This is a genomic window from Marivirga arenosa (assembly GCF_030503895.2).
Lineage (GTDB): Bacteria > Bacteroidota > Bacteroidia > Cytophagales > Cyclobacteriaceae > Marivirga > Marivirga arenosa.
This window is the reverse complement of the sequence record NZ_CP129970.2, coordinates 3,733,377-3,758,307: the sequence shown is the minus strand read 5'-3', so window position 1 is coordinate 3,758,307 and position 24,931 is coordinate 3,733,377. Positions and strand designations below refer to the sequence as shown.

Below are 24,931 nucleotides of genomic sequence, written 5' to 3'. Positions count from 1 at the left end.
GTATCATAAGTTACTTTAAGTATTCAATGATAACTTATTCTACCCTTTCAATCTTAGCACCTAATGCATTTAATCTTTCATCAATATTCTGATAGCCTCTATCGATTTGTTCCACATTATGGATAGTGCTTTCACCATCAGCTGATAATGCAGCAATTAAAAGGGATACTCCAGCTCGGATGTCAGGAGAAGTCATAGATATACCTCTTAAATTGATTTGTCTATCTAAACCTATAACGGTAGCTCTATGTGGATCACACAAAATGATTTGCGCCCCCATATCAATAAGCTTATCAGTAAAAAATAATCTACTTTCAAACATTTTCTGATGCACAAGAACTGTTCCTTTTGCTTGAGTTGCTACCACTAAAACAATACTTAATAAATCAGGAGTAAAACCTGGCCAGATCGCATCCGCTATGGTCATAATTGAACCATCAATGAAGGTTTCTATTTCATAGTGCTGCTGAGCAGGAATGTATATATCATCACCTCTGAATTCCATTTGAATCCCTAATCTTTTGAAAGTATCAGGTATAATACCAAGATGCTCAATTCCGGCATTTTTGATCGTAATTTCAGATTGAGTCATAGCAGCTAAGCCAATGAAACTTCCGATTTCAATCATATCAGGAAGCATAGTGTGCTCAGTACCTTTTAAACTTTCAACTCCTTCAATATGAAGAAGATTAGAACCAATACCTTGAATTTTAGCCCCCATTCTTTCCAGCATTTTACATAGTTGCTGAATATAAGGTTCACATGCAGCATTATATATGGTGGTTTTACCTTTTGCCATAGAGGCTGCCATGATAATATTAGCAGTTCCCGTTACCGAAGCTTCATCCAAATGAATGTAAGTCCCTTCAAGATGAGAAGCATCAATGTGGTAGTAATTCTTTTCAGATTCAAATAAAAACTTAGCTCCAAGCTTTTGGAAACCAATAAAGTGTGTATCTAATCTTCTTCTACCAATTTTATCACCTCCAGGCTTAGGAATCATTGCTTTTCCAAATCTAGCTAAAAGAGGACCTAAAAGCATAATAGAACCTCTTAAGGATGCAGCCTTTTTTGTGTATTCAGCTGTTCCGAAAAAGTCAAGGTTTACGTTCTTAGCCGTAAACTCATAGCTTTCTTCACCAATTTTATTGATTTCAACTCCTAAATCATTCAGCAAGTCAATGAGTTTATTGACATCTACTATATTAGGTACCTTATGAATAGTGACCGTTTCAGGTGTTAACAGTACTGCGCAAAGAATCTGTAAAGCTTCATTTTTTGCACCTTGTGGATGAATTTCACCGGAAAGTTTTTGACCTCCAGTAATTTTAAATGATGCCATTGATTAATTTCTTCTTCTTTTTTGGTTACTTCCTTTACTTGTTCTTTTTCCTTTGTTGTTATTTCTTGGTCTGTTGTCTTTATAGATAGTGTCAAAACCATTAGTAGCCTTAACATGCTCAATATCTACAGTAAGTTTACCACCTGATAATTGCTTTATATTATCTACAATAGCTTCTTCAGTAACATTATCTCTATTCCAAGTAGTATAGAAAGTTTTCATCAATCTACCGATATAATAAACAGCAGCTTGTTTTTCTTCAGGATCTTCAATGCTGATTGCTTTCTCAACTAACAATTCAATATTACGTCCATAATGTTTAAACTTTACTTCATCAGTAGCATATTTAACTGCTTGTGGTTTTTTCCCTAATACTTCCTTCTCAGGCATTGGATAAGGGCTATCTACATCTAAATTGAAATCTGACATGATATATAAATCATCCCAGTATTTCTGCATGTTTTCATTATTATGATCTTTTGGCCCACTGCTTAGTTGTTTAATCAAATCAACAACAGTATAAGCCATTTTATTACGAGTCTCCTTGTCTTCAACTGTTCTTAAATGCTTGACCAACATTTGGACATTTCGTCCATATTCTTTTAATTTCATTTCAGGTCTTTGGGTGTTATACTCTAACATAGTCTTTGCTTATTATTCACAAAGTTAGAAAATTAGAAATAAAATATGCGCATTACAATTTTATATCGGGAAAATAAGCTTTTAGCTAAAAAAATTATGGTTAAACTTCAATTCATCAGTTAAAATCTAAAGCTTATAAAAAATACATTGGCATATTGATAAGAAATAACCATTTTTGAGATTGTAAAAAATCAAAATATAATCATTATGAAATTAAAATTCTTAGGATTAGTAATGGCTATGTTGCTTACTTCATTATTTGCTTTTGGACAAACAAGTGAAAGATGGCAACAGGCTATCAATTATGAGATGGAAATTGACATGGATGTTGAGTCACATCAATTCGATGGAAAACAAAAAGCGACATATACGAACAATTCTCCAGATCAATTAAATAAAGTTTTTTATCATTTATATTTCAATGCATTCCAGCCTAACAGCATGATGGATGTTCGTTCTAGAACGATAAAAGATCCGGATAGAAGGGTAATGGATAGAATTAGTAAGTTAAGTGAAGATGAGATTGGTTATCAAAAAATCAAAAGCTTAAAGCAAGATGGCAAAGATGTGAAGTATGAAGTAGTAGGAACCATTCTTGAAGTGGATTTAAATGAACCTATCGAGCCAGGTGAAACAGTTGAATTTGATATGGAGTTTGAAGGTCAGGTTCCAGTTCAAATCAGAAGATCAGGTAGAGATAATGCTGAAGGCGTAAGCTATTCTATGGCGCAATGGTATCCCAGAATGTCTGAATATGACTATCAGGGATGGCATTCTAATCCTTATATAGGAAGAGAATTTCATGGTATTTGGGGTGATTTTGATGTGAAAATCACTATTGATGAAGATTATGTTTTAGGTGGAACTGGTTATATTCAAAACCCAGAAGAAGTAGGTCATGGTTACCAAAAAAATGGAACTGAAGGAGGTAAAGGAAAGAAAGGGAAATTAACATGGCACTTCAAAGCACCTAAAGTAATTGATTTTATGTGGGCTGCTGATCCTGATTTTAAACATACTAAAGCTCAGGTTCCTAACGGTCCTGAATTACATTTCTTATATCAAGAGAATGACAAGACTAAAGAAAACTGGGAAAAGTTACCTGAGTATACTGTTAAGGCTTTTGAATATATGAATAAAACATTTGGTAAATATCCGTATGATCAGTTCTCTGTTATCCAAGGGGGTGATGGTGGTATGGAATACCCAATGTCTACTTTAATCACAGGTGAAAGAAGTTTAGGAAGTCTTGTTGGTGTAACGGTTCATGAGATGTTCCACAGTTGGTACCAAGGAGTTTTAGCAACTAACGAGTCATTATATGAATGGATGGATGAAGGATTTACTTCATTTGGTTCTGCGGAAACTATGAATGTGATCATGGAGCAGGGACAAGAAAATCCTCAAGCTGGAAATTATAGAGGTTATTTAGCTTTAGCTGAAAGTGGAATTGAAGAACCAATGAGTACGCATGCTGATCATTATATGACAAACTTTGCCTATGGTAGAGCTGCCTATTCTAAAGGGGCTACATTCTTAGGTCAGTTAAGATATATAATAGGAGAGGAGACCTTTTATCCTGCTATGAGAACTTATTTTAATACTTGGAAATTCAAGCATCCTAATGATAATGATTTCATCAGAATCATGGAAAAAGCTTCAGGTTTAGAATTAGATTGGTATAAGGAATATTGGGTTTATTCAACTAAGCAAATTGATTATGGCATTGAGTCAGTAATGGAAAAAGAGGGTAAATCTTTTGTTACTTTAAAGAAAGTAGGGAATATGCCAATGCCTTTAGAGGTTTCAGTTTCTTATAATGATGGAAGTAGTGAAGTAATTTATATTCCATTAAGAATTATGAGAGGTGAAAAATCATTTGGAGATGATGTTAATGTAAATATCAAAGCTGATTGGCCATGGGTTTATCCAACTTATACATTTGAATTAAACAAGCCTGCTTCTGAAATCAAATCAATGGTAATTGATGAGAATGAAGGCATGGCAGATGTTGACAGATCAAATAATGTTTTTGATGCTGAGAAGCACTTGAAGGCTACTTTTGAGTAGTAATTAAGCATATTTTAAATAAAAAGTCTTTACATGAAATCCGTATATGATCTGCATTTCGTAGATTGGATAAAATGTAAAGACTTTTTTTATGGAAAAACAAACTACATCATCTATCCAATGGAAGCAAATGATATCTCTTTTAGGTCTTTATGCTTCCGTTATTATAGGTTGGATAGCCTATCACAGATATCAGCCTGCTTTATTAGATACATTTAATATGAATGATTTTGAACCTATTTTAATATGGGGACAAGCTATTATTCTAATATTAACCCCACCATTAGCAGGTTATTTAGGAGATAAATACAGACATAAATTAGGCAATAGGTTGAGGATTGTAACATTAGGTGTAAGTTTCGCAGCTATGATTTTTATGACCGTAGCTTTTACCTTAATTGTAAATCCACCAAGATCATTTGTTTTATATGCTTTGCCTGTTTTAGTGATCTTATGGTTATTTGCCATGAGCTTATTTACAAGCCCAGCAATTTCTACTATTGAAATGTTTACACCTACTACAAAGTTACCCATTACGGTTGCTGCTTTAACGATTACCTCTGATTTACTATATTCACTTGAACCTGTTATTGTCGATATAATTGATTTCTTAGGTGGAGCAGCCACTTTTGCAGTGGGAGGTATCATTGTATCCATTTCGGGTTATCTACTGAGGAAATATTCTTTAGAAATAACAGATAAAGGAGAAGAAAAAAGGCCAGATGAGCTTAAACCTAAGACTCAAATGTGGAAAGTGATTTTACTAGGTGTAGGGATGGGCTTATTTTCTGGTTTTATAATTGAAGTTTTTCCAAATTATTTAGATAAGCTTGAATCAGTAGTAGGAATTAGTGGTCAGTGGATTTCAAGTTTAGTATTAGTATTAACAGCCATATTTTCAGTCATCATTAGTAGAAAGATTACAGACCATAATATTGTAAAGCTATTAGCGATAGGTTTAGTATTCGCAGGTTTAAGCACTATCGGAATATTTACTATATCTAATAATCAATTAATATTGGCAGTGCTTATAATATTTGCACTATTTTATGCAATGGTTAATGTAACAGCTTTACCCTTGGCATTGCAAAATACTAGTGTTAAAGAAAAAGTTTTTGGAGTAGGAGTATTCTTTTGTGGTTTTGAGATTCCAAATAGTGTAATAGATGTTTTACTTATTTAGTGGTTTATTAATGTTAAGAAATAAGAAAGCCTGCTAGAAATAGCAGGCTTTCTTATTTCTTAAACTTATATAATGGTTATTATATGGGTTTGAAACTTTCAAATGCTTCTCCACAATTGTTACAATGATGTAGAGATCGACACAAAGTTGGGCCAAAAGGTGATTTTAAAGTAGTATTAGTACTATCACAATTAGGACACTCAGCATGTTCGATAATATCTAAATCCTCAATTACATTATTGTGTACTGGAGGTGGCGCTAAACCAAACTTTTTAAGAGCTCTTTTGCCTTCATCCGAAATCATATCCGAACTCCAAGTGGTATCCAAATTAAGATTAACCGTATGATTTGTGATATCGTGCTTATTTAATACCTCAATCACATCATTTTTCATATAATCCATAGCAGGACATCCAATAAAAGTGGGAGTCATATTTACGGTTATATGATCTCCATCAATCTTTATTCCTGTAATTACGCCTAAATCAACTAATGAAATAACAGGGATTTCTGGATCCTTCACCTCTTTCAGTAACTCTAATATTTTATCCTCAGTTATAGTCATCACAAGTTTTTTTAATTTTCTATTTTAATTACCAATCAGCAGTTGGGTCAACTCTGAATACTTCACTCATTTCCTCAACTAATGGTTGAAGATGCTCAGTATGCTTTCCATATCTACCACCATAAACAGCTTCAATTGAATTCCAATCTGGTAATTTCAAACCTGCTTCCTCCAAAACAATGGCAATATTTTCTTTCCACTGCTTCTCAATTTCAGCTTCTCCAGGGTAAACACCTGCTTCTACTATTTCTTTTTCAAATTTAGAAGGTTCAAACATTCCTAAAGCATAAGGTAAGGCTTCTTCTAAGCTTTTTTGAAGTCTATCATGAGCTTCTTCATTTGCAGTAGCTAATTGCTTAATCCAAGTATTAGCATGCATCACATGATATTTAATTTCACCTTTTAATTTTCTAGCTACTTTTGCGACTTCTTCAATAGGACACTCAGCTAACATGCTAAACCTAATATAATCCGCATGATCAAATAAGAAATGACGGATTAAGCTGAAATCATATTCACCAATTGGCAATTCTACAAATTGACTATTATGAAATTGTTCAGCATTTCGGGTGAATGCCACCGTATCAGGATCTTGCTCTCCTAGTTGATGAAGTAGTTGGTAAAACGCTAAGCTTTGCCCTACTTTATCTTGTGCCATTGAAGAAAAAGCAATGTCTTCTTCTAATAATGGGCCAACTCCCGTCCACTCGGAATTTCTATGACCTAAAATCAATAGATCATCCGCAATTTTATATAACAAATCTTTTAGTGCTTCTTCAGTCATGGCTTATGCGTTTTGTTCTGCTTTAAATTTTTTAATCTTCTCAGTGGCTCTGTAATCCATTGCATCTCTGTATTTCTTCTCAGGAAGAGTCTCCCAAATATCAGTGAATTCTTTACCCTCAATCTTCAAGAAGTCTTCTTCTTTTGCTACCCAAATATTAAGGATGGCTTTCTCTTCCTGAAATTTACTTTTCGCATTAAACAAAGCTTCTTCGAAAGAGGTAGCTTCCAATTCACCCACATGCACGTGTTGCTTTCCTCTTTTCTTCAAATGAAAAACTTTATAAGCTTCATTTTTACCTTTTTCAGCCCCCTCCATAATTTCTTCATGAATGAAATCATAAATATCTTCATCATTTTCGGTGATGGGAGAGACCTGAATATTGTCTGTTTTGATTACCCAAACGCCTGAACAGCTCATCCCTCTTCGGCTGAACTGTTCTTTAGCAAATAAAAATGCCATATCAATCGTTGGGGCATGAACTATGCCCTCATGTTGATAAGGTTTACTTTCTTTAGGCTGAACAAATACCTCAAAAGTTACAAATTGATCTTTGTTTTCCTTTGAAGGAAAAGTAGTACCAAACTCTGCTGGAATATTCAACCTATTTATTCTAGGGTCAAGTGAGTTTAAAAAATCTGACATAGTAATTTATTTAAAAATTAAGCTAATGGAGCAACGTATTCTTCACCTTTTGTTTTGGCAGTTAAGGCTCTTCTTACCCAAGCACCTCTTTCTTCAGCTGTTCTTCTTACTGCTAAACGCTCTTTGTTACAAGGTCCATCACCGTTAATAACCCTTTTAAACTCTTCCCAATCTGGCTCAGTGAATTCCCATTCACCTGTTTCCTCATTTTTCTTTAAGTTCTCATCAGGAATAGTTAATCCTAATTCCCAGATTTTAGGTACATACATGTCTAAAAACTGCTGACGACACTCATCATTAGTAGCCATCTTCACTTTCCATTTCGTTAAAATTTGAGTGTGTGTTGACATTTTATCAGAAGGACCAAAGAAGTGCATCATTGGTGCCCACCATCTATTTACCGCTTCTTGCATCATTTGCCTTTGCTTAGGAGTACCTGTAGCAAGGTGAATTACACAATGATGTCCATATTTTAAGTGGAAAGATTCTTCAGCACATATTCTATCTAAAGCTCTGCAATATGGTCCATAACTACCTCTAGCATTCGCTAATTGGTTAACAATTGCACCAGCATCTACTAACCATGAAATAAAACATGAATCTGCCCACGTAAAAGTAGGGTAGTTGAAAATGTTAGAGTATTTTGATTTCCCTGTGATGAGGTCTTCAATCATTTGCTCACGGCTTTTTCCTAAGGTTTCAGCAGCACCGTATAATAATTGAGCGTGACCTACCTCATCTTGTACTTTCGCCATTAAAGCTAATTTTCTTTTGAAACCAGGTGCTCTTGTAATCCAAGTTCCTTCAGGAAGAGCCCCAATAATTTCAGAGTGAGCGTGTTGCTCAATCATTCTTATTAATTGCTTTCTATATAGCTTAGGCATCCAATCATTAGGTTCAATTTTCTCACCTCTTGCTATACGTGCTTCAAATTCAGCTAATTTTTGTGGGTCTTCATCTTTCAGTAATTCATTGTTTACTGATGAAGGTTCAAATACTTGTCCGCCTCCGTACATAATTATTGTGTTTTAAGTTTAAGATCTAATTTTTAATCCATTAATGAATACATCGGTTACATTCTCAGCAATTTCTTCTGGGCTTAATTGCCCTTCAGGTTTATACCAAGATGGCATCCAATTTATCGATGATAGTAATGCTAAAACGGTGAATTTCGCATCCATCTTTTTGAATACCCCTTCTTTATATCCATCAATTAATATTTGAATAAATTTATTTTCATAAGAATTTCTCATATCGAGAAATTCTTTTAAGTATTTATCACTCAAATGTCTCCATTCCGAAAAGAACACTGCACTTGCAGCACTATCTTTAGTTAATACTTTCACATGGGACGCTACTGCGTTTTTAAGTCTGATATCAGCACTTAAATTTTCAGATTCTACTTTTTCTAAAGAGTTGAAAAAATCGTTTGCCATTTGAAAACAAATAGTCTGTAGAATCTCTTCCTTCGATTTAATATGAGAGTACAAACTAGCAGCTTCAATACCTATGTAACTGGCTAGGTCACGCATGCTTGTGGCGGCATAACCTTGTTTTTGAAAAAGTGAAGTAGCCTTATCAATTATTTGCTGCTTTCTATTTCCTTTTATTTTTGTAATCATTTGGTCAAAGATAATAAACTAACGTTCGTTAGGGAAATAAAGTTCAAAGAAATTTTAAATTATTATATAGAGATTTCAACAGAACCTCTGAAACCTCTGGCGCTGTAATATGAATCTGCTCCATTATGATAAATAAAAACATGCTTGTATCTAAAATCGGCAAATAGTGCACCACCTAATTTACGGATTTCTTCGGGAGTTTCAATCCAACTAGAGGTTTTGGTATCAAAGTTCTCTGTAGATTGAAGGTATTTGTAATCCTTTTCATTTAATATTTTTATTCCCAGTTCGTTAGAGATATCTTCTGCGCTATTTTTGGGTGGATTCTTTTTTCTATTTATTAAAGCTTCATGATCATAACACAAGCTTCTTCTACCTGAGGGGCTTTCCTTACTAAAATCAAGATACAATATTCTGCCATCAGGAAATTTTAAGAGGTCTGGTTCACCACCAGTTTTTTCCATCTTATAAATGGTATTCAAAATGGATTCGTTTGCATTAAGAAAGTCTGAAATAGTACTCCAATTCATTTCTTTGTGCCTATGCATATTTTGCTGAAAGCGAGTTTTTAATGTGCTTATAAACTGCTCTTTTTCGGCTTCAGTTATTTGATTCAATGTTCAATAATTATAAATGTAATAAACATACAATTTTATGTGTAATCTTTACTTATTGTGAAATTAAAGCAGCTGCCTTTTCCTAATTGTGACTCAACCCATATATTTCCATTGTGCATCTCCACAATCTTTTTACAATTTGCAAGGCCTAATCCAGTCCCTGGGAATTTGTCTTTATGTAATCTATGGAATATTGAGAATATTTTCTCTTGGTGTTTTTCATCAATACCAATTCCGTTGTCACAAATTTTAAACTTCCAGTTTTTTGCGTCCTCCTCAACAGAGATATTGACTTCAACTTTGGTATTGATATCTTTAAATTTTATAGCATTTGAAATCAAATTCTGCATTAATTGCTTAAACTCAATTTCGTATCCAATGATTTCAGGTAGATTATCCACATGCTTGATAATAGCATTATTCTCCTTAATCAAAATATTTAAATCTTTCTTTAATTCTTCTATTATTTCCTTAACATGAAAAGATGAGGTTTTCTTTTCTGACCCTATCTGAGCATATTCTAATAAGGAATCTAACAAGGTAGCCATTCTTACCGATGAGGTTTTAATATGTGATAAGAATTCCTGTGCCTGATCTGGTAAAGTATCAGAGTATTTAGATATCGTTAGATGAGCAAAAGATTGCATAGATCTCAATGGTTCCTTTAAATCATGTGCGATAGTATGTGCAAATTTATTCAGCTCTTCATTTTTATCTCTGAGTGTTATTTGTGTAGTTTTTAATTGTTGGTTATCTGATTTAACTTGTTCATTTAAATTTTTTAATTGTTGAATTATCTTCTCAAGTTTTCTGAAAATAAGATCAATACAAACTACAATGGTAACTCCCAAAAAGATTGGATTTGAGGCTAAGCTCAACCAAGCAGCTGAACTTTCAATGTTGCCTATGTCTATACTTATATAATTTAATTCGAGGTTCAATCCAATTAGAAGTATGATAATTGTGTCTGCTGCTAACAAATAATATGCACAACGTGCAGAGTGAATTAGGCTGGATACAATTACCAAAACGAAGATGTAAATTATGCCTGGGCCTTCAATTTTTAAGGCAAAAAAAGTATACCAGGTAACTATAAATATGCTCAAAATGAATATTAGCTTTCTTGTATTAATGCTTAACTTTCTTAAAAAGCCGATAGCAACTAAAATAATGAATAGACCTACACATACATAAATTAGGTTTTTTATTTCAGGTAATTCAATTGAATAGATAAAGCCTGGAATAATAGATATTGGAGATAAAATTAAAAGAAAAAGCAGTATATAGTAGAATAATAGATTTCTATAATTAGATAAATCTACACCCTCATTCTGATGAGCAGAAATGGATTTCGCGAGCTTTATTTTTAAATTATTCCAAATATTCATTTACAATCAAACATGAGTAATCAAGGTTAACTATCTGATTACTAGTTTTTAATATAGCTATTAAGTTATATTAAGTAATAAAAGACAATAGTTTTTTATGTTTAACAGTCATTTTATTATTGTAAGGTTTGATTGAAATAATTATAGATTTTTTTCATGAATCTTATTTACAATTTAAGTAATTTGATTTTTAATAATTCACTAACAATGAACAATGATTAAGGAATGTAAGGTTATTTTGCTAATTCTATTTTTATTTCAGGCATTCTTAGGTCAAAGTCAAGGTTGTAGTGATGCAGGTTTTTGTACAATGGGGGCTATGAAACCTAGTCAAGATTTTAAAAATAATGTTCCTATTAAATTAAGATCAATCTCATTAGGTTTATATGAAGGACAAAGTAATACATCGGCAAATATTCGGGCTGTAATACTTGATTTTGGAATCATGATTGGTGACCGTTATGATTTACAAGTAAAGGCACCTTATATGTTTGTAAATGGTAATTTTGGTTCTACTCAGGGCATTGGCGATATTTCACTTAGTCTGACAAGAAATATTATTTCTAAACCCCAGTATAATATATTGGCTACAGTTGGTACTAAAATTCCAACCAATAATGCGACTAAGACTGTTGCTGAAAGATCAATGGTATTGCCTATGTATTACCAAACCTCTTTAGGAACTTATGATTTTGTAGCAGGCGCTTCTTTTTTAAATCGCAAATGGCTTTTTTCGTTCGGTTATCAACAGCCGCTTATCCATAAAAATAAAAATAATTTTATTGCTTCAGAAGAACTGTGGGGATGGTATGAAGGCGGAATGGATTATGTTAGAAGACATGATGAAGGTCTATCTTTAAAAAGAGGCGCAGATATCATGATGAGATTTGAAAGGAATTTTAGGATGTCGCGCTTGAATTTTAACCTTGGATTACTACCCATTTACAGAATCACACATGATAAAGCTTTGAATGAGCAAGATGAGTATCAAATAATTGATGGAACTACCGGCTTGGCTTTATCTGGTTTAGTTGGTATCAGCTATAAGTTTAACGTATTATCAGGGTTAGATTTGATTTACGGTAAAAGTATTGTGCAGAGAGAGCAAAATCCTGATGGCTTAACAAGGCAATATGTCCTAAACCTTAATTACACCTATAATTTTTGAAATGAAAAAGCTGTTAGCAATACTCTTATTGATTATGATTTCATTTAGTAGTAATGCTCAGCGATTATCTAATTTTTATATTGAGGTAATTCGGGAAAGCCGTGTAAAGAATATTGATTCGCTTATTACTAATATATCAAAGGATTCTATTTCAATTGAAACTGAATTATTATTGGCTGAATTGTTTTTTTTGAAAGGATTAAATGATAAATCTCAATCATTTCACGACCAATTCTTTTCTAAAAATAAAATGATAGTGAAGCACTCAGAACCTGAAGTGTATGCCAGGTGGCTGAAGAACTATGGATTAATTCTATGGAATCAGGGAAAGAACCAGCAGGCAATAGAATATTTTCAACAATCTTTAAATACTTATAAAGGTATTAATGGTATAGGCAAAGTTAATATTGCTGATTTATTAAATAATATGGGGTTAGTTTATGTAGATGATGATCCTGAGAAAGCAATTAATTATTACCATCAAGCTTTAATAATTTATGAGGAGAATATAACAGAGAATATTGATAAAATCATTCAAATATCGGTTAATATAAGTTTGGCAGAATCTAGGTTGGGAAATAGTATTAAGGCTTTAAAAGTTCTGAATTCAGCTTTAAGTGACTGGTCTGAAATACATGAAAAAGGGTTGCCAACTGAAGCCTTTATAAATTTAAATATCGGTAATATTTATCTAGCGGATCAACAATTTGTACTAGCGGGAGACTATTTAAATGAGGCGAAAGAGATTTACATCTCAAATTATGGGGGTAGAAATTCTGAATTAGCAAATGTATATTCAGCATTAGCCTCCTTAGGATTACAAAATCAGGATTATGAAAATGCCATTTTCAATATTCAAAAAGGATTGGAAGCGAATAGTTTTAGTTTTTCATCAAAGAACTATAAGTTAAATCCTGAAAAGAACGATGCCATAAGGATGAATGTACAATTATCCTTATTAACTCAAAAAGCTAATATTTTAGAATCTTATTATTATGGTTTTTCATTAAATAATGATCATCTGATTATTGCTTTGAATACAATTGAGTTAGCTAATCAATTAATTGAGAACCTAAGAGTTAGTACACAAAATAAAAAGGATCAAATTCAATTGAGTAATGATGCCGCAGGCGTGTATGAATTAGGTCAGAGAATAACTTTACAACTTCATGAAGTAAGCCTTTTTGGTAATGAATATTTGAAGAAAGCTTTTCAATTTTCAGAGCAGTCAAAATCGTCATTGTTGAGGTTATCTGTAATAGAATCGGAAGCCAAAAGCTTTTCTGGTATTCCAGACGCCATGATTCAAAAAGAGGCTGATCTTACAGCTGATATGGCTTATTTAAGTACTCAAATATCACTGGAAACCAATATATCTGAATTAGAACAATTGAAGGGGAAATATTTTAATCTAAATCAGGAATATGAGAGCTTTATTAGTGAATTAGAAGTAAATTATCCTAAATATTTTCAACTAAAACATAAAAATAAGAAGAATAGCGTAGAGCAGATTCAAAGTTCTATGCCTGAAAATACTGCTATTATTGAATATTCTAACTTGAATAGTACTGATCAAACGATTCAATACATTCTCACACCAAATTCAATTACTTTTAATAGGGTTTATAATAATGATGAGCTTTTAAAGTATTTAAGAGCCTATAGAAATACTTTAAATTATAATCTTAAATCTAGTTTCTGTAAGATTTCTCATATATTATATGATCACTTATTTCCCTCAAAACTGGATAAAAATTTAAATAAGCTTATAGTTATTCCTGATGGAGAATTATCAACTATTCCATTTGAAGCATTAATCTCGAAAATATCAAACAGTGATGATTATTACGCTCAAGAGTATTTAATAAATAAGTATGAGCTAGAATATTCATATACAGCAGCATTGTATATGAACAAAATAAGTGATTCATATTCTGATAATGCATTGTTAATTTCTCCGGTTGAGTTTGGTGATCAAATAGCAAATTTACCAGGTACTGAGGCTGAAAGTCAATATTTTACGCAATGGTGTGATCAAAAATCAATACCAGTTAATTCATTGTTACGTAATAATGCTACTAAAGAAAATTTCAAATCTGCGGACTTAAATGATTATAGATATATTCATTTGGCTACTCATGGCACAGTAGATTTGGAAACACCGGATTTGTCAGGAGTATATTTTAAGCCAACTGAGTTGAAGTCAGAACAGAACATATTATATGTGGGTGAAATTTACGGATTAGACATTAATGCAGAACTGGTTGTACTATCAGCTTGTGAAACCGGATTAGGACAAATAAATAGGGGAGAAGGGGTGATGGGTTTGGGGCAAGCCTTTGCTTATTCAGGTGCTAGTAACTTAATTCTTTCATTATGGAAAGTGGCGGATAAATCTACTTCTCTATTAATGCAAAATTTCTATCAGGAAGATTTAAAGCAATCAAAGCCTTCATTTTCAAAATCATTACAGTTAGCAAAAATAAATATGATTAATTCAGATTATAGTGCTCCGTACTATTGGGCTCCTTTTGTTCTATGGAAAAAGTGAAGACACAAAAAAAGCCTTTTGGGTAAACAAAAGGCTTTCAATTGTTATTTTAATTAGCTTACTCTGATTCTACTACTAAAGAGATTTCTTTCTTCACTTCTTTGTGTAAATCGATATTAGCTGAATACTCACCTAATTGCTTGATATCTCCTGAAATTGCAATTTTCTTTCTATCGATATCAAAACCTTTTTCTTTCAAAGCATCAGCAATTTGTAGCGTAGTAACGGCTCCAAATATCTTACCGCTTTCACCAGCTTTTGTTTTGATATTCAATGTTAAGTCGCCAATTTTTTGAGCTATCTCTTCAGCATCTTTTTTCAATTTTGCTGCTTTGTGAGCTGCTTGACGAATGTTCTCAGCAATTTTCTTTTGATTTGAATTATTAGCAATAATTGCATAACCCTGAGGGATTAAGTAATTTCTGCCATAGCCGGGCTTTACAGTTACTGTATCATTTTTATAGCCCAATCCATTTATATCTTGTGTTAAGATTACTTCCATTTTCTGATAAATTTTTTTGGGTTAATTATTTTAATGAATCAGTAACATAAGGTAAAAGGGCAATATGTCTTGCTCTTTTTACAGCTTGTGCCACTTTCTTTTGATATTTAGCACTAGTACCCGTGATTCTGCTTGGTAATAATTTACCTTGCTCATTCACAAACTTCAATAAGAAGTTAGGATCTTTATAATCAATATATTTGATACCGTATCTTTTGAAACGGCAATATTTCTTCTGATTATCTTGCTTTTTCTGGTTTATTGGCTCGTTATGAAGTGTCATTTCGCTACCTCCTCTTTTTGTTCTTTAGACTTGTTAAATGCGCCTTTTCTGCGTCTTTCTCCGTATTCTATAGCATGCTTATCTAAAGCTACTGTTAAGAATCTCATGATTTTTTCGTCTCTTCTATACTCCAACTCCAGTGCAGCAACAACTTCAGGTGTTGCCTTAAATTCAATTAGGTTGTAGAAACCAGTACTTTTGTGCTGAATAGGGTAAGCTAATTTTTTTAAGCCCCATTGTTCAACATTAATGATTTCTGCCTTTTTGTCTTCTAAGACTTTTCTGAACTTGTCGACAGCATCCTTCATCTGAGCATCAGATAAAACGGGAGTAAGTATGAATACCGTCTCGTAATTTTTCAATTGCATTTTGTATTTGTTTATTTTGAAGCGCAAAAATAGTGATAAACTTTAAATGGCACAAATATTAACATAAAGTTTATTTATTATTTTGTTAGTGCATTGCAACCTTTATGGTCATCCAGCTGTCATGTAATGAGAGATGATTCGAATGAAATATATATTATTATTTATCAGCTTGACTATGTTTTCTTGTATGGACTTAGAAAATATGGATCAAAGTCTTTGTGTACCAGTTGTTTGTGGGGAAATTCAAAATAATAAAGCGAACTTTGCTTTGTATAATGACACTGACATAGATTTTGATTCCTTTTATTATGATATCGGTGGTTATAACGATTCCATAGATTTCTTTCCTTTGGATCAATATACTTGCTGGGTGAATGCAGATACTCTAAATACATCCTATTTTGTTGCAAAAGGGAAGATAAACAATCAAGATTATACTTCAGACACCTTATGGATGCAAGAAAATGCCAGAGCATATACTAGCGGTACCTTTGTTTTAGAGATTTACAAAGTTGAATCATCTAACAAACTAGAATTTCAATTTGAAGATGATTATCAAGGAGAATGTAAAGACTTGTAACTTTTGTTAATAACATTTTCTTATGTATTCCAGTTTTTTATGGTATGATAAGAAAACTGATTATTCTATTCATTCTTTTATTGATCATTATTATAGCAACAGTTCCTAATCAAAAAGCCTATTTTGATAGAGTTGCTCATGATTATGGAAGTATCCATAATAATTCTTCCATCACTTCTGAAATGATTAAAGAAATGGGTGATTTTAAATATCAAAACTGGTTTCTTTACAGTGAATTTGAATATCAATTTGGTAATATTTCGGTTTCGTATTTTGGTTTCTTAAACATAATTATCTTTAAGAATTCTAAGACAGTTGCTTCAAAAAAGCCCACATTTACAGTATAATGACTGTATATGTTACATCGTCTTTTTACAGCAAGTATATTTTCCATAGTTTTATGTTTTAAAACTATATTTTAAAGAAAATATGAACATTTTTTCCCGATTGCAGCATATTGGTGTTGATGAAGCATATACTGAGTATGTAAACAGTAAAATAAAATTGAGTAATGTGGTTGCTCTTTTCAATTTACTATTAGTAGCAATTCCATTTTCTTTTATTTCTTTTATTCATGTTCCAAATTTAGCCTTTATACCATTATTAGGAATAGTTGCTGTTGCATTAACTTGGGTATTAAATTATAGTAAAGCTATTTATCTTGCCAGGATTATTTCTGCAATCTCCCCTTTATTTTTAACAGCCCTTTTCACAATTTATCTGGTAGATGAAGGAGAAAATATACCTTTGGTTTTGGCTCTTTTTATGTTAGTCTTTTCCCTTGTTCCGTTTTTAGTTTTTGATATTAGGGAAAAGTCATATTTGATCTTTTCAGCAAGTTTTAACTTTTTAGTTTTTGTAACAATTGAAAGTTCATTGGCCTTCTTCACGGAAGGTTTTGATGATTCATTCATTACGGAAGGTTTTTTATATTCTATAAATTTTACAGTCTCTATCTTATTAGCTTTTCTTATTGTATTTATGATGGCTTATATCAATTATCGAGCTGAATTGAAGAGTCAGCAACTGATTGAAGACAATGAAAAGCAAACAAAAGAGCTTCATGATTCTGAAAATGAATTAAAACAGAATTTAGAAGAAGTTAGAAAGTCACAAGAAGAGGAAAAGAATAGAGCTTGGGTTACGGAAGGATTGGGACGGATAAATAATTTAACACGTCAACACGATGATCCTGAGGTATTATCTAAGGAGGTGATAAGTGAGATTGTTAAATACAGTGGTGCGAATCAAGGTGCATTATATTTAGTTGAAAAGGAAGAGGAAGATTCAGAACCTTATCTTGAAATGAAATCGGCTTTTGCATTTGGTAGAAGAAAGAAAATAAAAGATAAGGTAAAAGTAGGGGAAGGATTGATTGGGCAATGCTATTTGGAGAAGGATATGATTTTTCTAACAGAAGTTCCAGATGATTTTGTGAGAATAAAAAGTGGTCTTGGAGATGCCCCTCCAAAAAATATCGTCATTATGCCCATGATGACTAATGAGAAAATAGAGGGGATTTTAGAAATTGCTTCATTTGAAATTTTGGAAGATTATAAAGTTGACTACTTGAAGAAGCTAGGGGAAAGCTTGGCTACTTCTTTTAGCTTAAATAAAATTAATGCAAATACTAAACGTCTTTTAGAGCTTTCACAAGAACAAGAGGAGCAGATGAGATCTCAAGCTGAGGAACTTCATCAAAATATGGAGGAATTACAAGCAACTCAGGAAGAGATGGAAAGAAAAAATAAAGAAACTGAGGAGCAAAATCAGCAATTACAGCAACAAGAAGAAGAACTGAGACAAAATATGGAAGAATTGAGTGCTCAGTCCGATGAGATGGAGAAGCAAATGCATGAGATGGAGAAAATGCAAGCTGAAATGCAAGCTCGAGAGCAGATACTAAATGAATCTACTATTGTTTCAGAAGCTGATTTATTTGGTACTATTACTTATGTGAATCAAAAGCTTATTGATACTGCCAAATACAGCAGAGAAGAAATGATCGGGAAACCGCATAGTATATTTAGACATCCTGATATGCCATCAGAAGTCTTTAAACTATTATGGGATACAATTCAGTCAGGTAATGTATTCAGAGGGATCGTAAAGAATAAAGCAAAGGATGGTTCAGTTTATTGGGTAGATGCGGTTATCTCTCCAGTACTTGATGCTGAAGGTAAGCCCAAAAAATACGTAGGGGTTCGATATGTGATTGAACAAGAAGAAATAGCTCAAAAACTATTTGATGAACAACTCAAAAAATTAGGGTTGAAATAACAACATCTACTTAAAACTATATACATATCCCAGGCTTGCTTCTGAAAAGTCAGCTTGCCCGAAATTCGCATTAATATGAGCCGAGAAGTACACATTATGTTTCGGCTTTTTTGCAGTGTTTATTAAATATAATTTCAGTCCCATTCTACTAGGGAATATTTTCTTTAGCGTGTATTTAATACTTTCAGTATTTTCAAATTCCTTTGAGAAATGATAGTAAAAAGGTTTTGAGAGGTTAATTCCTCCTTCAATTGAAAGCCCAATATGGTAAATCAAATATTCGACTCCCATCATAAAAAAATGATTGTTAGGATGAACATTTAAAGCTTGTAACTCTGGGCTATTTTTAATTGAATCCGCATAATGCTGATAGTGTCTAGTACCAAAACCTGCGTACCATCTGAAATGTTCTTTGAAAGTGAAACCGACTCCAATGCTTTGACTAAAGACTAATTTTTTTTCCCCACCAACCGGTTTCGTGGTACCTCCAAATTCATGTATCCCAATTCCGCTTCTTGATTTTATAAATGCTGATCTGCTTCTGTCTGTTTTTTGCTTCCCTGGCATTGAGGTTTTTAATTCGGATGGAATAACAGTAATGGAAAGAATAGCTGAATTTAGTCCATAATTGGGCAGTTGTGTATGTCCGTTAGAAGAATGGCGGTAACCAAAGCCAATTCTCAAATCATTTTCCTCAAATAATTTAAATGACCGATAATACATCCAATTAAAAGCCCAATTAAAGTGGCTTCCAATAGATTGATTTCTTTCATCTTGCCTGTAAGTCTTAGTGAAGTAGGATGTACCAATGCCCCATTGAAACATACCCTTTTTCATTCTTAATCCTAGCACAGGCATCAAATTGAATTCATTTCCATATACCTGTGGATTACCAAGACGGTAGACACCTGCTTGCAGACCCAATAATGGTTTGTTAAAATACCGATTTGTTGGTGTATTCGATTCTGCACTTTTGTAATAAGTTACAGCTCCACCGACTTTGATACCAAATGAAGGTGCTTTAAGATAATTAGGAACTATCGATCCAACCATAAGTTCTGGGACAATAAAATGTTTGTCTTCTTGGGCATAGGAACTAAAACAGATCGTTAGTGCTATTATTAGAGTTAAGGATTTAAATCTCATTGAAAAATGGAAACAAAAGCAGAAGTGGATAACTAGATTAAAATAGGTTTTAATTTACTATAAATTTTTCTTTACCAATTAAATAATCATCAGCGTATAACTCAACTTGATAAGCTCCTTCTTCATATTCTTCGCCTCTGTCATAAATAAATGAAAGCTCCTGCTGAGTATTATCAAATAAAATTTCCTGCTTAGCCGTATAAAACATTTCCTTACCATCGATCATGAACGAGCCAGATCCGGTAGCTACATCAAACAAAGCATTTCCAATAGGATTGATAACTCTTAAGATAATATCTTTTCCTTCCGGCTGCGCTACATTATTCTCCGCCAGATTAAATTTTATTCTAAGCTTCTCAATATGACGAGGTTTATACTCCAAATCTGCTCGTTCTTTACCTCTGCTATTGATGGCTATAACCTTAATATTTTCAGCTTTTAATCGTGAAGCAAGCTCAACTTTATCTTGTAATTCCTCTCTGTTGTTTTTAAGTCTGGAGATGCTATCGTTTAAAACATTCTTTTCAGTCTTTAAATCAGTATTCTCGGAAAGTAGTTGCTCATTAATAGCTTCAAGCTTTTTTATTTTCTCGTCTTGAAGATTTAATAATTCTTCATAACCACTAACCTTGTCTCTATATCTTTGAATTTGGTTAGCTGCCCAGTTATTGGATTGCTTTAATTCTTCTTTTTCAGCTTCAAGATTTTTTCTGATTAATTGTAATTCAGAAATATCACCACCTAATGTTTCAATTTCAGCAATTTTTTGATCTAATTGACTGCTGATACTATCAAGATCAGAATAGGTTCTTTCCAGATTCTCTCTTAATTCTTCATTTTCTTTTTCTGAATCAAGATAAAACTTTACACCCACAACAACTGCTATTAACACGACCAATGCGATGATAATGATGTTTCTGTTCGAGCTTTTATTCTGATTTACAATCTCATTGTAATCTGACTTTTTTTGTTCTTCTGACATCTTAGATAGAAGTTTTTAATAAGTTTGCTGATGAATTTTACTAAATATACTACAAATAGTATATTTTCTTCGTTAAATACAAACTGCAAATTTAAACAAATATTATAGTTTACCGAATGGAGTTAAATGAATCTTATTGGACATCGAGATACCAGAATGATCAGACAGGCTGGGACATTGGATATGCATCCCCTGCGATAACGAATTTTATGAATCAGATTGAGAATAAAGATTCAAAAATTTTGATTCCGGGTTGTGGAAATGCATATGAAGCAAAATACTTGTGGGAAAATGGATTTAAAAATGTGTATTTACTTGATTTTTCGCCTATTCCATTAAAAAAGTTTGCGGAAGAAAATCCTGAATTCCCGAAAGAGCAGCTTTTAAATTTTAACTTTTTCAACCTTACTAAATCTTTTGATATTATTATTGAACAGACATTTTTTTGTGCATTGAATCCAGAATTAAGACCTCAATATGTTCAAAAAATGAAAGCGCTGTTAAGGCCGAATGGTATTTTATTTGGATTGCTATTTAATATTCCGTTGTTTGATGATCGTCCACCTTTTGGTGGTGAGAAAAGTGAATATGAAAAACTTTTCGAAAAGGAATTTCAAATTGAAATTATGGAGAAGTGTAAAAACTCAATTCCTGAAAGAGCAGGAAATGAACTTTTTTTTAAAGTGAGTCTAAGGAGCTAAAATTTTAAAATGTAATGCTGTTGGTTTAATTCAGGGTTGAAGAAGAGTAGTCCTGCATCAAATAAATCTATAGATGCTGATACCATATCATGCTTCTTTAACTCATTCCATGCTTTGTTCATTCCAGAAGACCAATGTATATCATCTAATATATATATTGAAGCAGCATATAATTTAGGAGCAATTAGGTTAAAATACCGTGTAGTAGCTTCATAAGTATGATTGGCATCAGCATAAACTAAGTCAATTTCAGTTAGATTATTTAACAATTCAGGAAGTGTATTGTCTATATTACCTTCATGAAAATTGATGTTTTCAAAGTTTTGATTCACATACTTTGCTATTTTTAAAGCATTTGGATCAGCTTCAAAACTATCTACTATAGACTGATTATTAGCAGAAGCCAAATAAGAAGTATTAATGCCCAGACTTGTACCAAGTTCAATGATCTGCTGAAAATCAAAAAATTGAATAAGTTGAAATAAAAACTGTGAAAATTTAGAGCTGCTTAAACTATGCTTTGCAATTGAACTAATTCTACGCTTTGAGCTATTTTGAACTTTTGATCCTGCTCCTAAATCAAATATTTCTATTTCCTGAGAATTATTTAATAGTTCCTGTCTTTTAACTTCAATTGATGACCAATCAAGGTGTTTTTGGTTTGATTTGATCAGTTTTAAATAAAAATTATAGAAGAAAGGTGAATGTAAAGAGTGTTCGTCAGTTTGTAAATGAAAATACTTGATGTATTCTTTGAATAGAAAGAAATTCAACTTAGTTCAATTTATAAGGTGCTATCATTACAAATTCAGGAATTCTTACTTCGATTAGTTGCCCATCAAGCATTCTTTCCATTTGATAATAGCCATGCATTTTACCGAATGGTGATTTTAAATTGCATCCGGATACGTAGGTGTGTTTTTGACCAGGTTCTAGTATAGGTTGTTGTCCAATTACGCCTTCTCCTTCAACTTCCTTAATAGCATTTGCAGCATCATGGATATACCATTGTCTTCTTAGTAATTGTACTGTCTGATCCCCTTTATTTTCAATTATTACCTTGTATGTGAATACATAATGGAACTGCACCGGACTGCTATATTCTGGCTGGAATTCTGTTTCCACACTAACATGTATGCCTTTTGTGATTGACTGAACCATATTGTAAATATAATTAAATCAACGAATCTAATGTATTAATAGTTTAAGGATTTATTACATATTAATAAAACTGTTGCCTTTTTACATCTTTTTTTAAATTTGAAAAAACTTAAATCCATGAACGTAAAACTAGAAGAAAGTTGGAAGAAAAGATTATTGGAGGAATTTGAAAAACCATATTTTCATCAATTGGTAGAATTTGTAAAAGCTGAATATGCTAATAAAACTATCTATCCACCAGCGAAAGAAATCTTTAAAGCATTTGATAGTTGTTCATTCGATGATATTAAAGTAGTTATAATAGGTCAAGACCCTTATCATGGACCTGGTCAGGCAAATGGATTATGTTTCTCGGTTCGTACTGGAGTACCTATGCCACCATCATTAGTCAATATTTTTAAGGAACGAAAATCTGATTTGGGAAAGGCAATGCCTCCAAATGGTGATTTAACCAATTGGGCAGAGCAAGGCGTTTTGCTTTTAAATGCTACTTTAACAGTTGCTGCAAAATCTCCAGGTTCACATCAGAAAAAAGGCTGGGAAGAATTTACAGATGCAGTAATACAAAAGCTTTCAGATGAAAAAGAAAACATAGTGTTCATATTGTGGGGTGCTTATGCTCAGAAAAAAGGAGCTGTTATCGACCGACAGAAGCACTTTGTGATTGAATCCCCGCATCCTTCTCCATTTGCTGCCCACAGAGGTTTTTTTGGTTCAAAACCATTCAGCAAAGCTAATGAATATCTAAAATCACAAAATCTTTCTACTATCGATTGGTGATTTTATTCAAGGTCGATGCTGACTTTCACCCCTTTTTTTTGAAGTGATTCTAATGTGTTTTTAATATCATTAGCCTCAGCTTTGTCAGTGGCTAAAAAGTTTATGCCCTTCATCCATAAATATTTCAAATTTTCAAGTTGTAATATTTCTTTAGGTAATTTTTCAATTTTATTATTCGAAACATCTAAATCTTCTAGTTTTCGATAATTTAGAACGAATTCAGGAAAACCTTGAAAGTAATTATTCTGAATATGGAAATCAGTAATATGTTCCAAATTTCCAATAGATTGAGGTAAGTAAGAGACTCGATTATGGTGAATGTAGAATTCCTTTAAAGATCTTAATTTCCCAACACTTTCAGGGATGCTATAAAATTTATTGTGTGCAATATATAGCCTTTCTAATTTAGTTAATTCACCTAATTCAGATGGAAGCTTTTCAATTTCATTGTAGTATAAATCCAATTCAATTAAATTATTAAGGTTGAAAATGAAAGGAGGGATGCTGTCTAATTCATTTTTGTAAAATGATAATATTTCCAGATTAGTTAAAGTACCTAAAGCAAGATCAATATTTTCACTTACTATATCATTTTCAGCTAGCTGAAGGTCCGTTAGGTCTTTAAAATAGCCAATTTCCTGATCAACAGATTGAAGGTTGTTAAAAGATAATATCAGATGCCCTAAGCTGTGAACCGTATCTTTTGCTAAATTTTTAATAGAAATTGAGTTCTTAGACAGATTTAAATGGTCTAATTTTTTAAACTTTTCAAAATTGAATTTTGTATCAGGGGCAAAGTCATTTTGGACTAAATCAACTTCTATTAAATTTTTTAATTTATAAAAATGAGGTGCAGGAGAGTAGGGACTGTCGCGAAATACAAATTTCTCAATATTATCATTCTTAGCAAATTTGAGTTTTACACCAGGTGCATGATTGTATACTCTTATTGTTTTTAGACTGTCTAAACCAAAAACTTTCCAGTTAAGCATCCATGGGATTTTCCTAATATTTGTCCCTACAAGTTCAATTTCTTTTAGGTTTTTACATTTTATAATTTTTAGTAAAGGAAGTTTAGTGTTGGATTTTCCAGATATTGAAAGCTGCGTTATAGAATCGTATTGATTCGTTTCTTCAAGCTCGTTAAGAGAAGTAAATTCTTTATTGGGTGTATGGGTTGAATATGAAAATTTAGGGATAGACCTTATTATTTTTAAAGCAGAGTCATAAGGGATATATTTATCGGACTCTAGATAGCTACTATCTACCAAAACTCTTTTTACCGCTCCATTTTCAACCGAAAATGAGTAACCTTTACTCAGTATTAAGCTGTAGTGATTATAGTCAAGTGAATCTTGTTTAGAATAAAACTTATGCTGGCTTAAAGTATTGAAAGTCAATATTAACTGAGCGGATATAAGTAGAAGGATAATTCTATACATAGGAAATTTCAGTCAATTAAAAACTAAATATATAGTTAATTTATTGTTTTGGCAATATAAATTTTAAATTATGTTAGAGAACATTATCATTAAAATGCTGAAAAAACACTTAATAAAGCTATCAAAATC

The 24,931-nt window shown here is 32.4% G+C and carries 26 protein-coding genes; 9 read left to right on the top strand and 17 right to left on the bottom strand.

Translation table 11 applies throughout. From position 1 onward, the window contains the following. Positions 1-34: 34 nt before the first annotated feature. Both murA and QYS48_RS16295 read right to left on the bottom strand, forming a co-directional pair. Positions 35-1,342, bottom strand: coding sequence for a UDP-N-acetylglucosamine 1-carboxyvinyltransferase (murA, locus tag QYS48_RS16300; RefSeq protein ID WP_308356860.1), 1,308 nt, complete (start codon positions 1,340-1,342; stop codon positions 35-37). 3 nt (positions 1,343-1,345) lie between these two features. Continuing rightward, positions 1,346-1,984 (bottom strand): DUF4290 domain-containing protein, encoded by a 639-nt coding sequence (locus tag QYS48_RS16295; RefSeq protein WP_308356859.1) that lies wholly within the window; start codon positions 1,982-1,984, stop codon positions 1,346-1,348. A gap of 207 nt (positions 1,985-2,191) precedes the next feature. Between QYS48_RS16295 and QYS48_RS16290 the strand changes: the two genes are divergently transcribed. Beyond that, positions 2,192-4,054, top strand: coding sequence for a M1 family metallopeptidase (locus tag QYS48_RS16290; RefSeq protein ID WP_308356858.1), 1,863 nt, complete (start codon positions 2,192-2,194; stop codon positions 4,052-4,054). Positions 4,055-4,145: 91 nt separating this feature from the next. Continuing rightward, positions 4,146-5,237 (top strand): MFS transporter, encoded by a 1,092-nt coding sequence (locus QYS48_RS16285; RefSeq protein WP_308356857.1) that lies wholly within the window; start codon positions 4,146-4,148, stop codon positions 5,235-5,237. 79 nt (positions 5,238-5,316) lie between these two features. Here QYS48_RS16285 and paaD read toward each other — a convergent pair whose 3' ends face one another. The 7 genes from paaD to QYS48_RS16250 all read right to left on the bottom strand — a co-directional run bounded on the left by paaD (position 5,317) and on the right by QYS48_RS16250 (position 10,858). Then, a complete protein-coding gene (gene paaD / locus QYS48_RS16280) occupies positions 5,317-5,802 on the bottom strand; it encodes a 1,2-phenylacetyl-CoA epoxidase subunit PaaD (RefSeq protein WP_302104212.1) in 486 nt (161 codons plus the stop codon). Between the two features lie 28 nt (positions 5,803-5,830). After that, a complete protein-coding gene (gene paaC, locus QYS48_RS16275; RefSeq protein ID WP_308356856.1) occupies positions 5,831-6,586 on the bottom strand; it encodes a 1,2-phenylacetyl-CoA epoxidase subunit PaaC in 756 nt (251 codons plus the stop codon). A gap of 3 nt (positions 6,587-6,589) precedes the next feature. Next, positions 6,590-7,231, bottom strand: coding sequence for a phenylacetic acid degradation b (locus tag QYS48_RS16270; RefSeq protein ID WP_308356855.1), 642 nt, complete (start codon positions 7,229-7,231; stop codon positions 6,590-6,592). Between the two features lie 17 nt (positions 7,232-7,248). Further along, positions 7,249-8,247 carry a 1,2-phenylacetyl-CoA epoxidase subunit PaaA gene (gene paaA / locus QYS48_RS16265; RefSeq protein ID WP_308356854.1) on the bottom strand — a complete coding sequence of 333 codons (999 nt, stop codon included), beginning with the start codon at positions 8,245-8,247 and terminating at the stop codon, positions 7,249-7,251. A gap of 18 nt (positions 8,248-8,265) precedes the next feature. Then, the gene (locus QYS48_RS16260; protein WP_308356853.1) at positions 8,266-8,853 is read right to left on the bottom strand and encodes a TetR/AcrR family transcriptional regulator; all 588 of its coding nucleotides are present in this window, start codon (positions 8,851-8,853) and stop codon (positions 8,266-8,268) included. A gap of 62 nt (positions 8,854-8,915) precedes the next feature. Then, entirely contained in the window at positions 8,916-9,470 is a 555-nt protein-coding gene (locus tag QYS48_RS16255) for a DUF4256 domain-containing protein (protein WP_308356852.1), read from the bottom strand. A 35-nt stretch (positions 9,471-9,505) separates the two neighbouring features. After that, complete coding sequence (locus QYS48_RS16250) at positions 9,506-10,858, bottom strand: ATP-binding protein (RefSeq protein ID WP_308356851.1); 1,353 nt, start codon at positions 10,856-10,858, stop codon at positions 9,506-9,508. 214 nt (positions 10,859-11,072) lie between these two features. On the opposite strand from QYS48_RS16250, the gene QYS48_RS16245 reads away from it, so the two are divergent. Both QYS48_RS16245 and QYS48_RS16240 read left to right on the top strand, forming a co-directional pair. Continuing rightward, a complete protein-coding gene (locus QYS48_RS16245) occupies positions 11,073-12,026 on the top strand; it encodes a hypothetical protein (protein WP_308356850.1) in 954 nt (317 codons plus the stop codon). A 1-nt stretch (position 12,027) separates the two neighbouring features. Further along, positions 12,028-14,577, top strand: coding sequence for a CHAT domain-containing tetratricopeptide repeat protein (locus QYS48_RS16240; protein ID WP_308356849.1), 2,550 nt, complete (start codon positions 12,028-12,030; stop codon positions 14,575-14,577). A gap of 58 nt (positions 14,578-14,635) precedes the next feature. On the opposite strand, the gene rplI is transcribed toward QYS48_RS16240, so the two are convergent. Genes rplI through rpsF form a run of 3 tightly spaced genes read right to left on the bottom strand, consistent with a single transcriptional unit; the run spans position 14,636 to position 15,730 of the window. Further along, positions 14,636-15,079 (bottom strand): 50S ribosomal protein L9, encoded by a 444-nt coding sequence (rplI, locus tag QYS48_RS16235; RefSeq protein ID WP_308356848.1) that lies wholly within the window; start codon positions 15,077-15,079, stop codon positions 14,636-14,638. A gap of 25 nt (positions 15,080-15,104) precedes the next feature. Beyond that, on the bottom strand, positions 15,105-15,362 hold the full coding sequence (gene rpsR / locus QYS48_RS16230; protein WP_013452439.1) for a 30S ribosomal protein S18: 258 nt from the start codon (positions 15,360-15,362) through the stop codon (positions 15,105-15,107). Further along, positions 15,359-15,730, bottom strand: a complete 372-nt coding sequence (gene rpsF, locus QYS48_RS16225; RefSeq protein ID WP_308356847.1) for a 30S ribosomal protein S6 — start codon at positions 15,728-15,730, stop codon at positions 15,359-15,361. The genes rpsR and rpsF overlap by 4 nt, the downstream gene beginning before the upstream one ends. 142 nt (positions 15,731-15,872) lie before the next feature. On the opposite strand from rpsF, the gene QYS48_RS16220 reads away from it, so the two are divergent. The 3 genes from QYS48_RS16220 to QYS48_RS16210 all read left to right on the top strand — a co-directional run bounded on the left by QYS48_RS16220 (position 15,873) and on the right by QYS48_RS16210 (position 18,590). Then, positions 15,873-16,310 (top strand): hypothetical protein, encoded by a 438-nt coding sequence (locus QYS48_RS16220; RefSeq protein WP_308356846.1) that lies wholly within the window; start codon positions 15,873-15,875, stop codon positions 16,308-16,310. Between the two features lie 44 nt (positions 16,311-16,354). Continuing rightward, on the top strand, positions 16,355-16,657 hold the full coding sequence (locus QYS48_RS16215; RefSeq protein ID WP_308356845.1) for a hypothetical protein: 303 nt from the start codon (positions 16,355-16,357) through the stop codon (positions 16,655-16,657). Between the two features lie 82 nt (positions 16,658-16,739). Further along, positions 16,740-18,590 (top strand): PAS domain-containing protein, encoded by a 1,851-nt coding sequence (locus QYS48_RS16210; RefSeq protein WP_308356844.1) that lies wholly within the window; start codon positions 16,740-16,742, stop codon positions 18,588-18,590. A gap of 6 nt (positions 18,591-18,596) precedes the next feature. Here QYS48_RS16210 and QYS48_RS16205 read toward each other — a convergent pair whose 3' ends face one another. Together QYS48_RS16205 and QYS48_RS16200 are read right to left on the bottom strand one after the other, a co-directional pair. Beyond that, a complete protein-coding gene (locus tag QYS48_RS16205) occupies positions 18,597-19,736 on the bottom strand; it encodes an acyloxyacyl hydrolase (RefSeq protein ID WP_308356843.1) in 1,140 nt (379 codons plus the stop codon). Positions 19,737-19,785: 49 nt separating this feature from the next. Next, complete coding sequence (locus QYS48_RS16200; protein WP_308356841.1) at positions 19,786-20,718, bottom strand: chromosome segregation protein SMC; 933 nt, start codon at positions 20,716-20,718, stop codon at positions 19,786-19,788. 116 nt (positions 20,719-20,834) lie between these two features. On the opposite strand from QYS48_RS16200, the gene QYS48_RS16195 reads away from it, so the two are divergent. After that, the gene (locus QYS48_RS16195) at positions 20,835-21,419 is read left to right on the top strand and encodes a methyltransferase (protein ID WP_308356840.1); all 585 of its coding nucleotides are present in this window, start codon (positions 20,835-20,837) and stop codon (positions 21,417-21,419) included. Here QYS48_RS16195 and QYS48_RS16190 read toward each other — a convergent pair. Then, on the bottom strand, positions 21,416-22,192 hold the full coding sequence (locus QYS48_RS16190) for a class I SAM-dependent methyltransferase (protein WP_308356839.1): 777 nt from the start codon (positions 22,190-22,192) through the stop codon (positions 21,416-21,418). The two genes, QYS48_RS16195 and QYS48_RS16190, sit on opposite strands and share 4 nt — an antisense overlap. A gap of 1 nt (position 22,193) precedes the next feature. After that, positions 22,194-22,580, bottom strand: coding sequence for a Co2+/Mg2+ efflux protein ApaG (apaG, locus tag QYS48_RS16185; protein WP_302100440.1), 387 nt, complete (start codon positions 22,578-22,580; stop codon positions 22,194-22,196). Positions 22,581-22,697: 117 nt separating this feature from the next. Here apaG and ung point away from each other — a divergent pair, with 117 nt between their 5' ends. Beyond that, positions 22,698-23,360 carry a uracil-DNA glycosylase gene (gene ung, locus QYS48_RS16180; RefSeq protein WP_308356838.1) on the top strand — a complete coding sequence of 221 codons (663 nt, stop codon included), beginning with the start codon at positions 22,698-22,700 and terminating at the stop codon, positions 23,358-23,360. Between the two features lie 2 nt (positions 23,361-23,362). Here ung and QYS48_RS16175 read toward each other — a convergent pair whose 3' ends face one another. Continuing rightward, positions 23,363-24,802, bottom strand: coding sequence for a leucine-rich repeat domain-containing protein (locus QYS48_RS16175; protein WP_308356837.1), 1,440 nt, complete (start codon positions 24,800-24,802; stop codon positions 23,363-23,365). Positions 24,803-24,931: the final 129 nt, after the last annotated feature.

What these genes read in the sequence shown, in the direction of transcription:
- murA (WP_308356860.1), bottom strand. Translation starts at nt 1,342, where the DNA reads ATGGCATCATTTAAAATTACTGGAGGTCAAAAACTTTCCGGTGAAATT.
- QYS48_RS16295 (WP_308356859.1), bottom strand. Translation starts at nt 1,984, where the DNA reads ATGTTAGAGTATAACACCCAAAGACCTGAAATGAAATTAAAAGAATAT.
- QYS48_RS16290 (WP_308356858.1), top strand. Translation starts at nt 2,192, where the DNA reads ATGAAATTAAAATTCTTAGGATTAGTAATGGCTATGTTGCTTACTTCA.
- QYS48_RS16285 (WP_308356857.1), top strand. Translation starts at nt 4,146, where the DNA reads ATGGAAAAACAAACTACATCATCTATCCAATGGAAGCAAATGATATCT.
- paaD (WP_302104212.1), bottom strand. Translation starts at nt 5,802, where the DNA reads ATGACTATAACTGAGGATAAAATATTAGAGTTACTGAAAGAGGTGAAG.
- paaC (WP_308356856.1), bottom strand. Translation starts at nt 6,586, where the DNA reads ATGACTGAAGAAGCACTAAAAGATTTGTTATATAAAATTGCGGATGAT.
- QYS48_RS16270 (WP_308356855.1), bottom strand. Translation starts at nt 7,231, where the DNA reads ATGTCAGATTTTTTAAACTCACTTGACCCTAGAATAAATAGGTTGAAT.
- paaA (WP_308356854.1), bottom strand. Translation starts at nt 8,247, where the DNA reads ATGTACGGAGGCGGACAAGTATTTGAACCTTCATCAGTAAACAATGAA.
- QYS48_RS16260 (WP_308356853.1), bottom strand. Translation starts at nt 8,853, where the DNA reads ATGATTACAAAAATAAAAGGAAATAGAAAGCAGCAAATAATTGATAAG.
- QYS48_RS16250 (WP_308356851.1), bottom strand. Translation starts at nt 10,858, where the DNA reads ATGAATATTTGGAATAATTTAAAAATAAAGCTCGCGAAATCCATTTCT.
- QYS48_RS16245 (WP_308356850.1), top strand. Translation starts at nt 11,073, where the DNA reads ATGATTAAGGAATGTAAGGTTATTTTGCTAATTCTATTTTTATTTCAG.
- QYS48_RS16240 (WP_308356849.1), top strand. Translation starts at nt 12,028, where the DNA reads ATGAAAAAGCTGTTAGCAATACTCTTATTGATTATGATTTCATTTAGT.
- rplI (WP_308356848.1), bottom strand. Translation starts at nt 15,079, where the DNA reads ATGGAAGTAATCTTAACACAAGATATAAATGGATTGGGCTATAAAAAT.
- rpsR (WP_013452439.1), bottom strand. Translation starts at nt 15,362, where the DNA reads ATGACACTTCATAACGAGCCAATAAACCAGAAAAAGCAAGATAATCAG.
- rpsF (WP_308356847.1), bottom strand. Translation starts at nt 15,730, where the DNA reads ATGCAATTGAAAAATTACGAGACGGTATTCATACTTACTCCCGTTTTA.
- QYS48_RS16220 (WP_308356846.1), top strand. Translation starts at nt 15,873, where the DNA reads ATGAAATATATATTATTATTTATCAGCTTGACTATGTTTTCTTGTATG.
- QYS48_RS16215 (WP_308356845.1), top strand. Translation starts at nt 16,355, where the DNA reads ATGATAAGAAAACTGATTATTCTATTCATTCTTTTATTGATCATTATT.
- QYS48_RS16210 (WP_308356844.1), top strand. Translation starts at nt 16,740, where the DNA reads ATGAACATTTTTTCCCGATTGCAGCATATTGGTGTTGATGAAGCATAT.
- QYS48_RS16205 (WP_308356843.1), bottom strand. Translation starts at nt 19,736, where the DNA reads ATGAGATTTAAATCCTTAACTCTAATAATAGCACTAACGATCTGTTTT.
- QYS48_RS16200 (WP_308356841.1), bottom strand. Translation starts at nt 20,718, where the DNA reads ATGTCAGAAGAACAAAAAAAGTCAGATTACAATGAGATTGTAAATCAG.
- QYS48_RS16195 (WP_308356840.1), top strand. Translation starts at nt 20,835, where the DNA reads ATGGAGTTAAATGAATCTTATTGGACATCGAGATACCAGAATGATCAG.
- apaG (WP_302100440.1), bottom strand. Translation starts at nt 22,580, where the DNA reads ATGGTTCAGTCAATCACAAAAGGCATACATGTTAGTGTGGAAACAGAA.
- ung (WP_308356838.1), top strand. Translation starts at nt 22,698, where the DNA reads ATGAACGTAAAACTAGAAGAAAGTTGGAAGAAAAGATTATTGGAGGAA.
- QYS48_RS16175 (WP_308356837.1), bottom strand. Translation starts at nt 24,802, where the DNA reads ATGTATAGAATTATCCTTCTACTTATATCCGCTCAGTTAATATTGACT.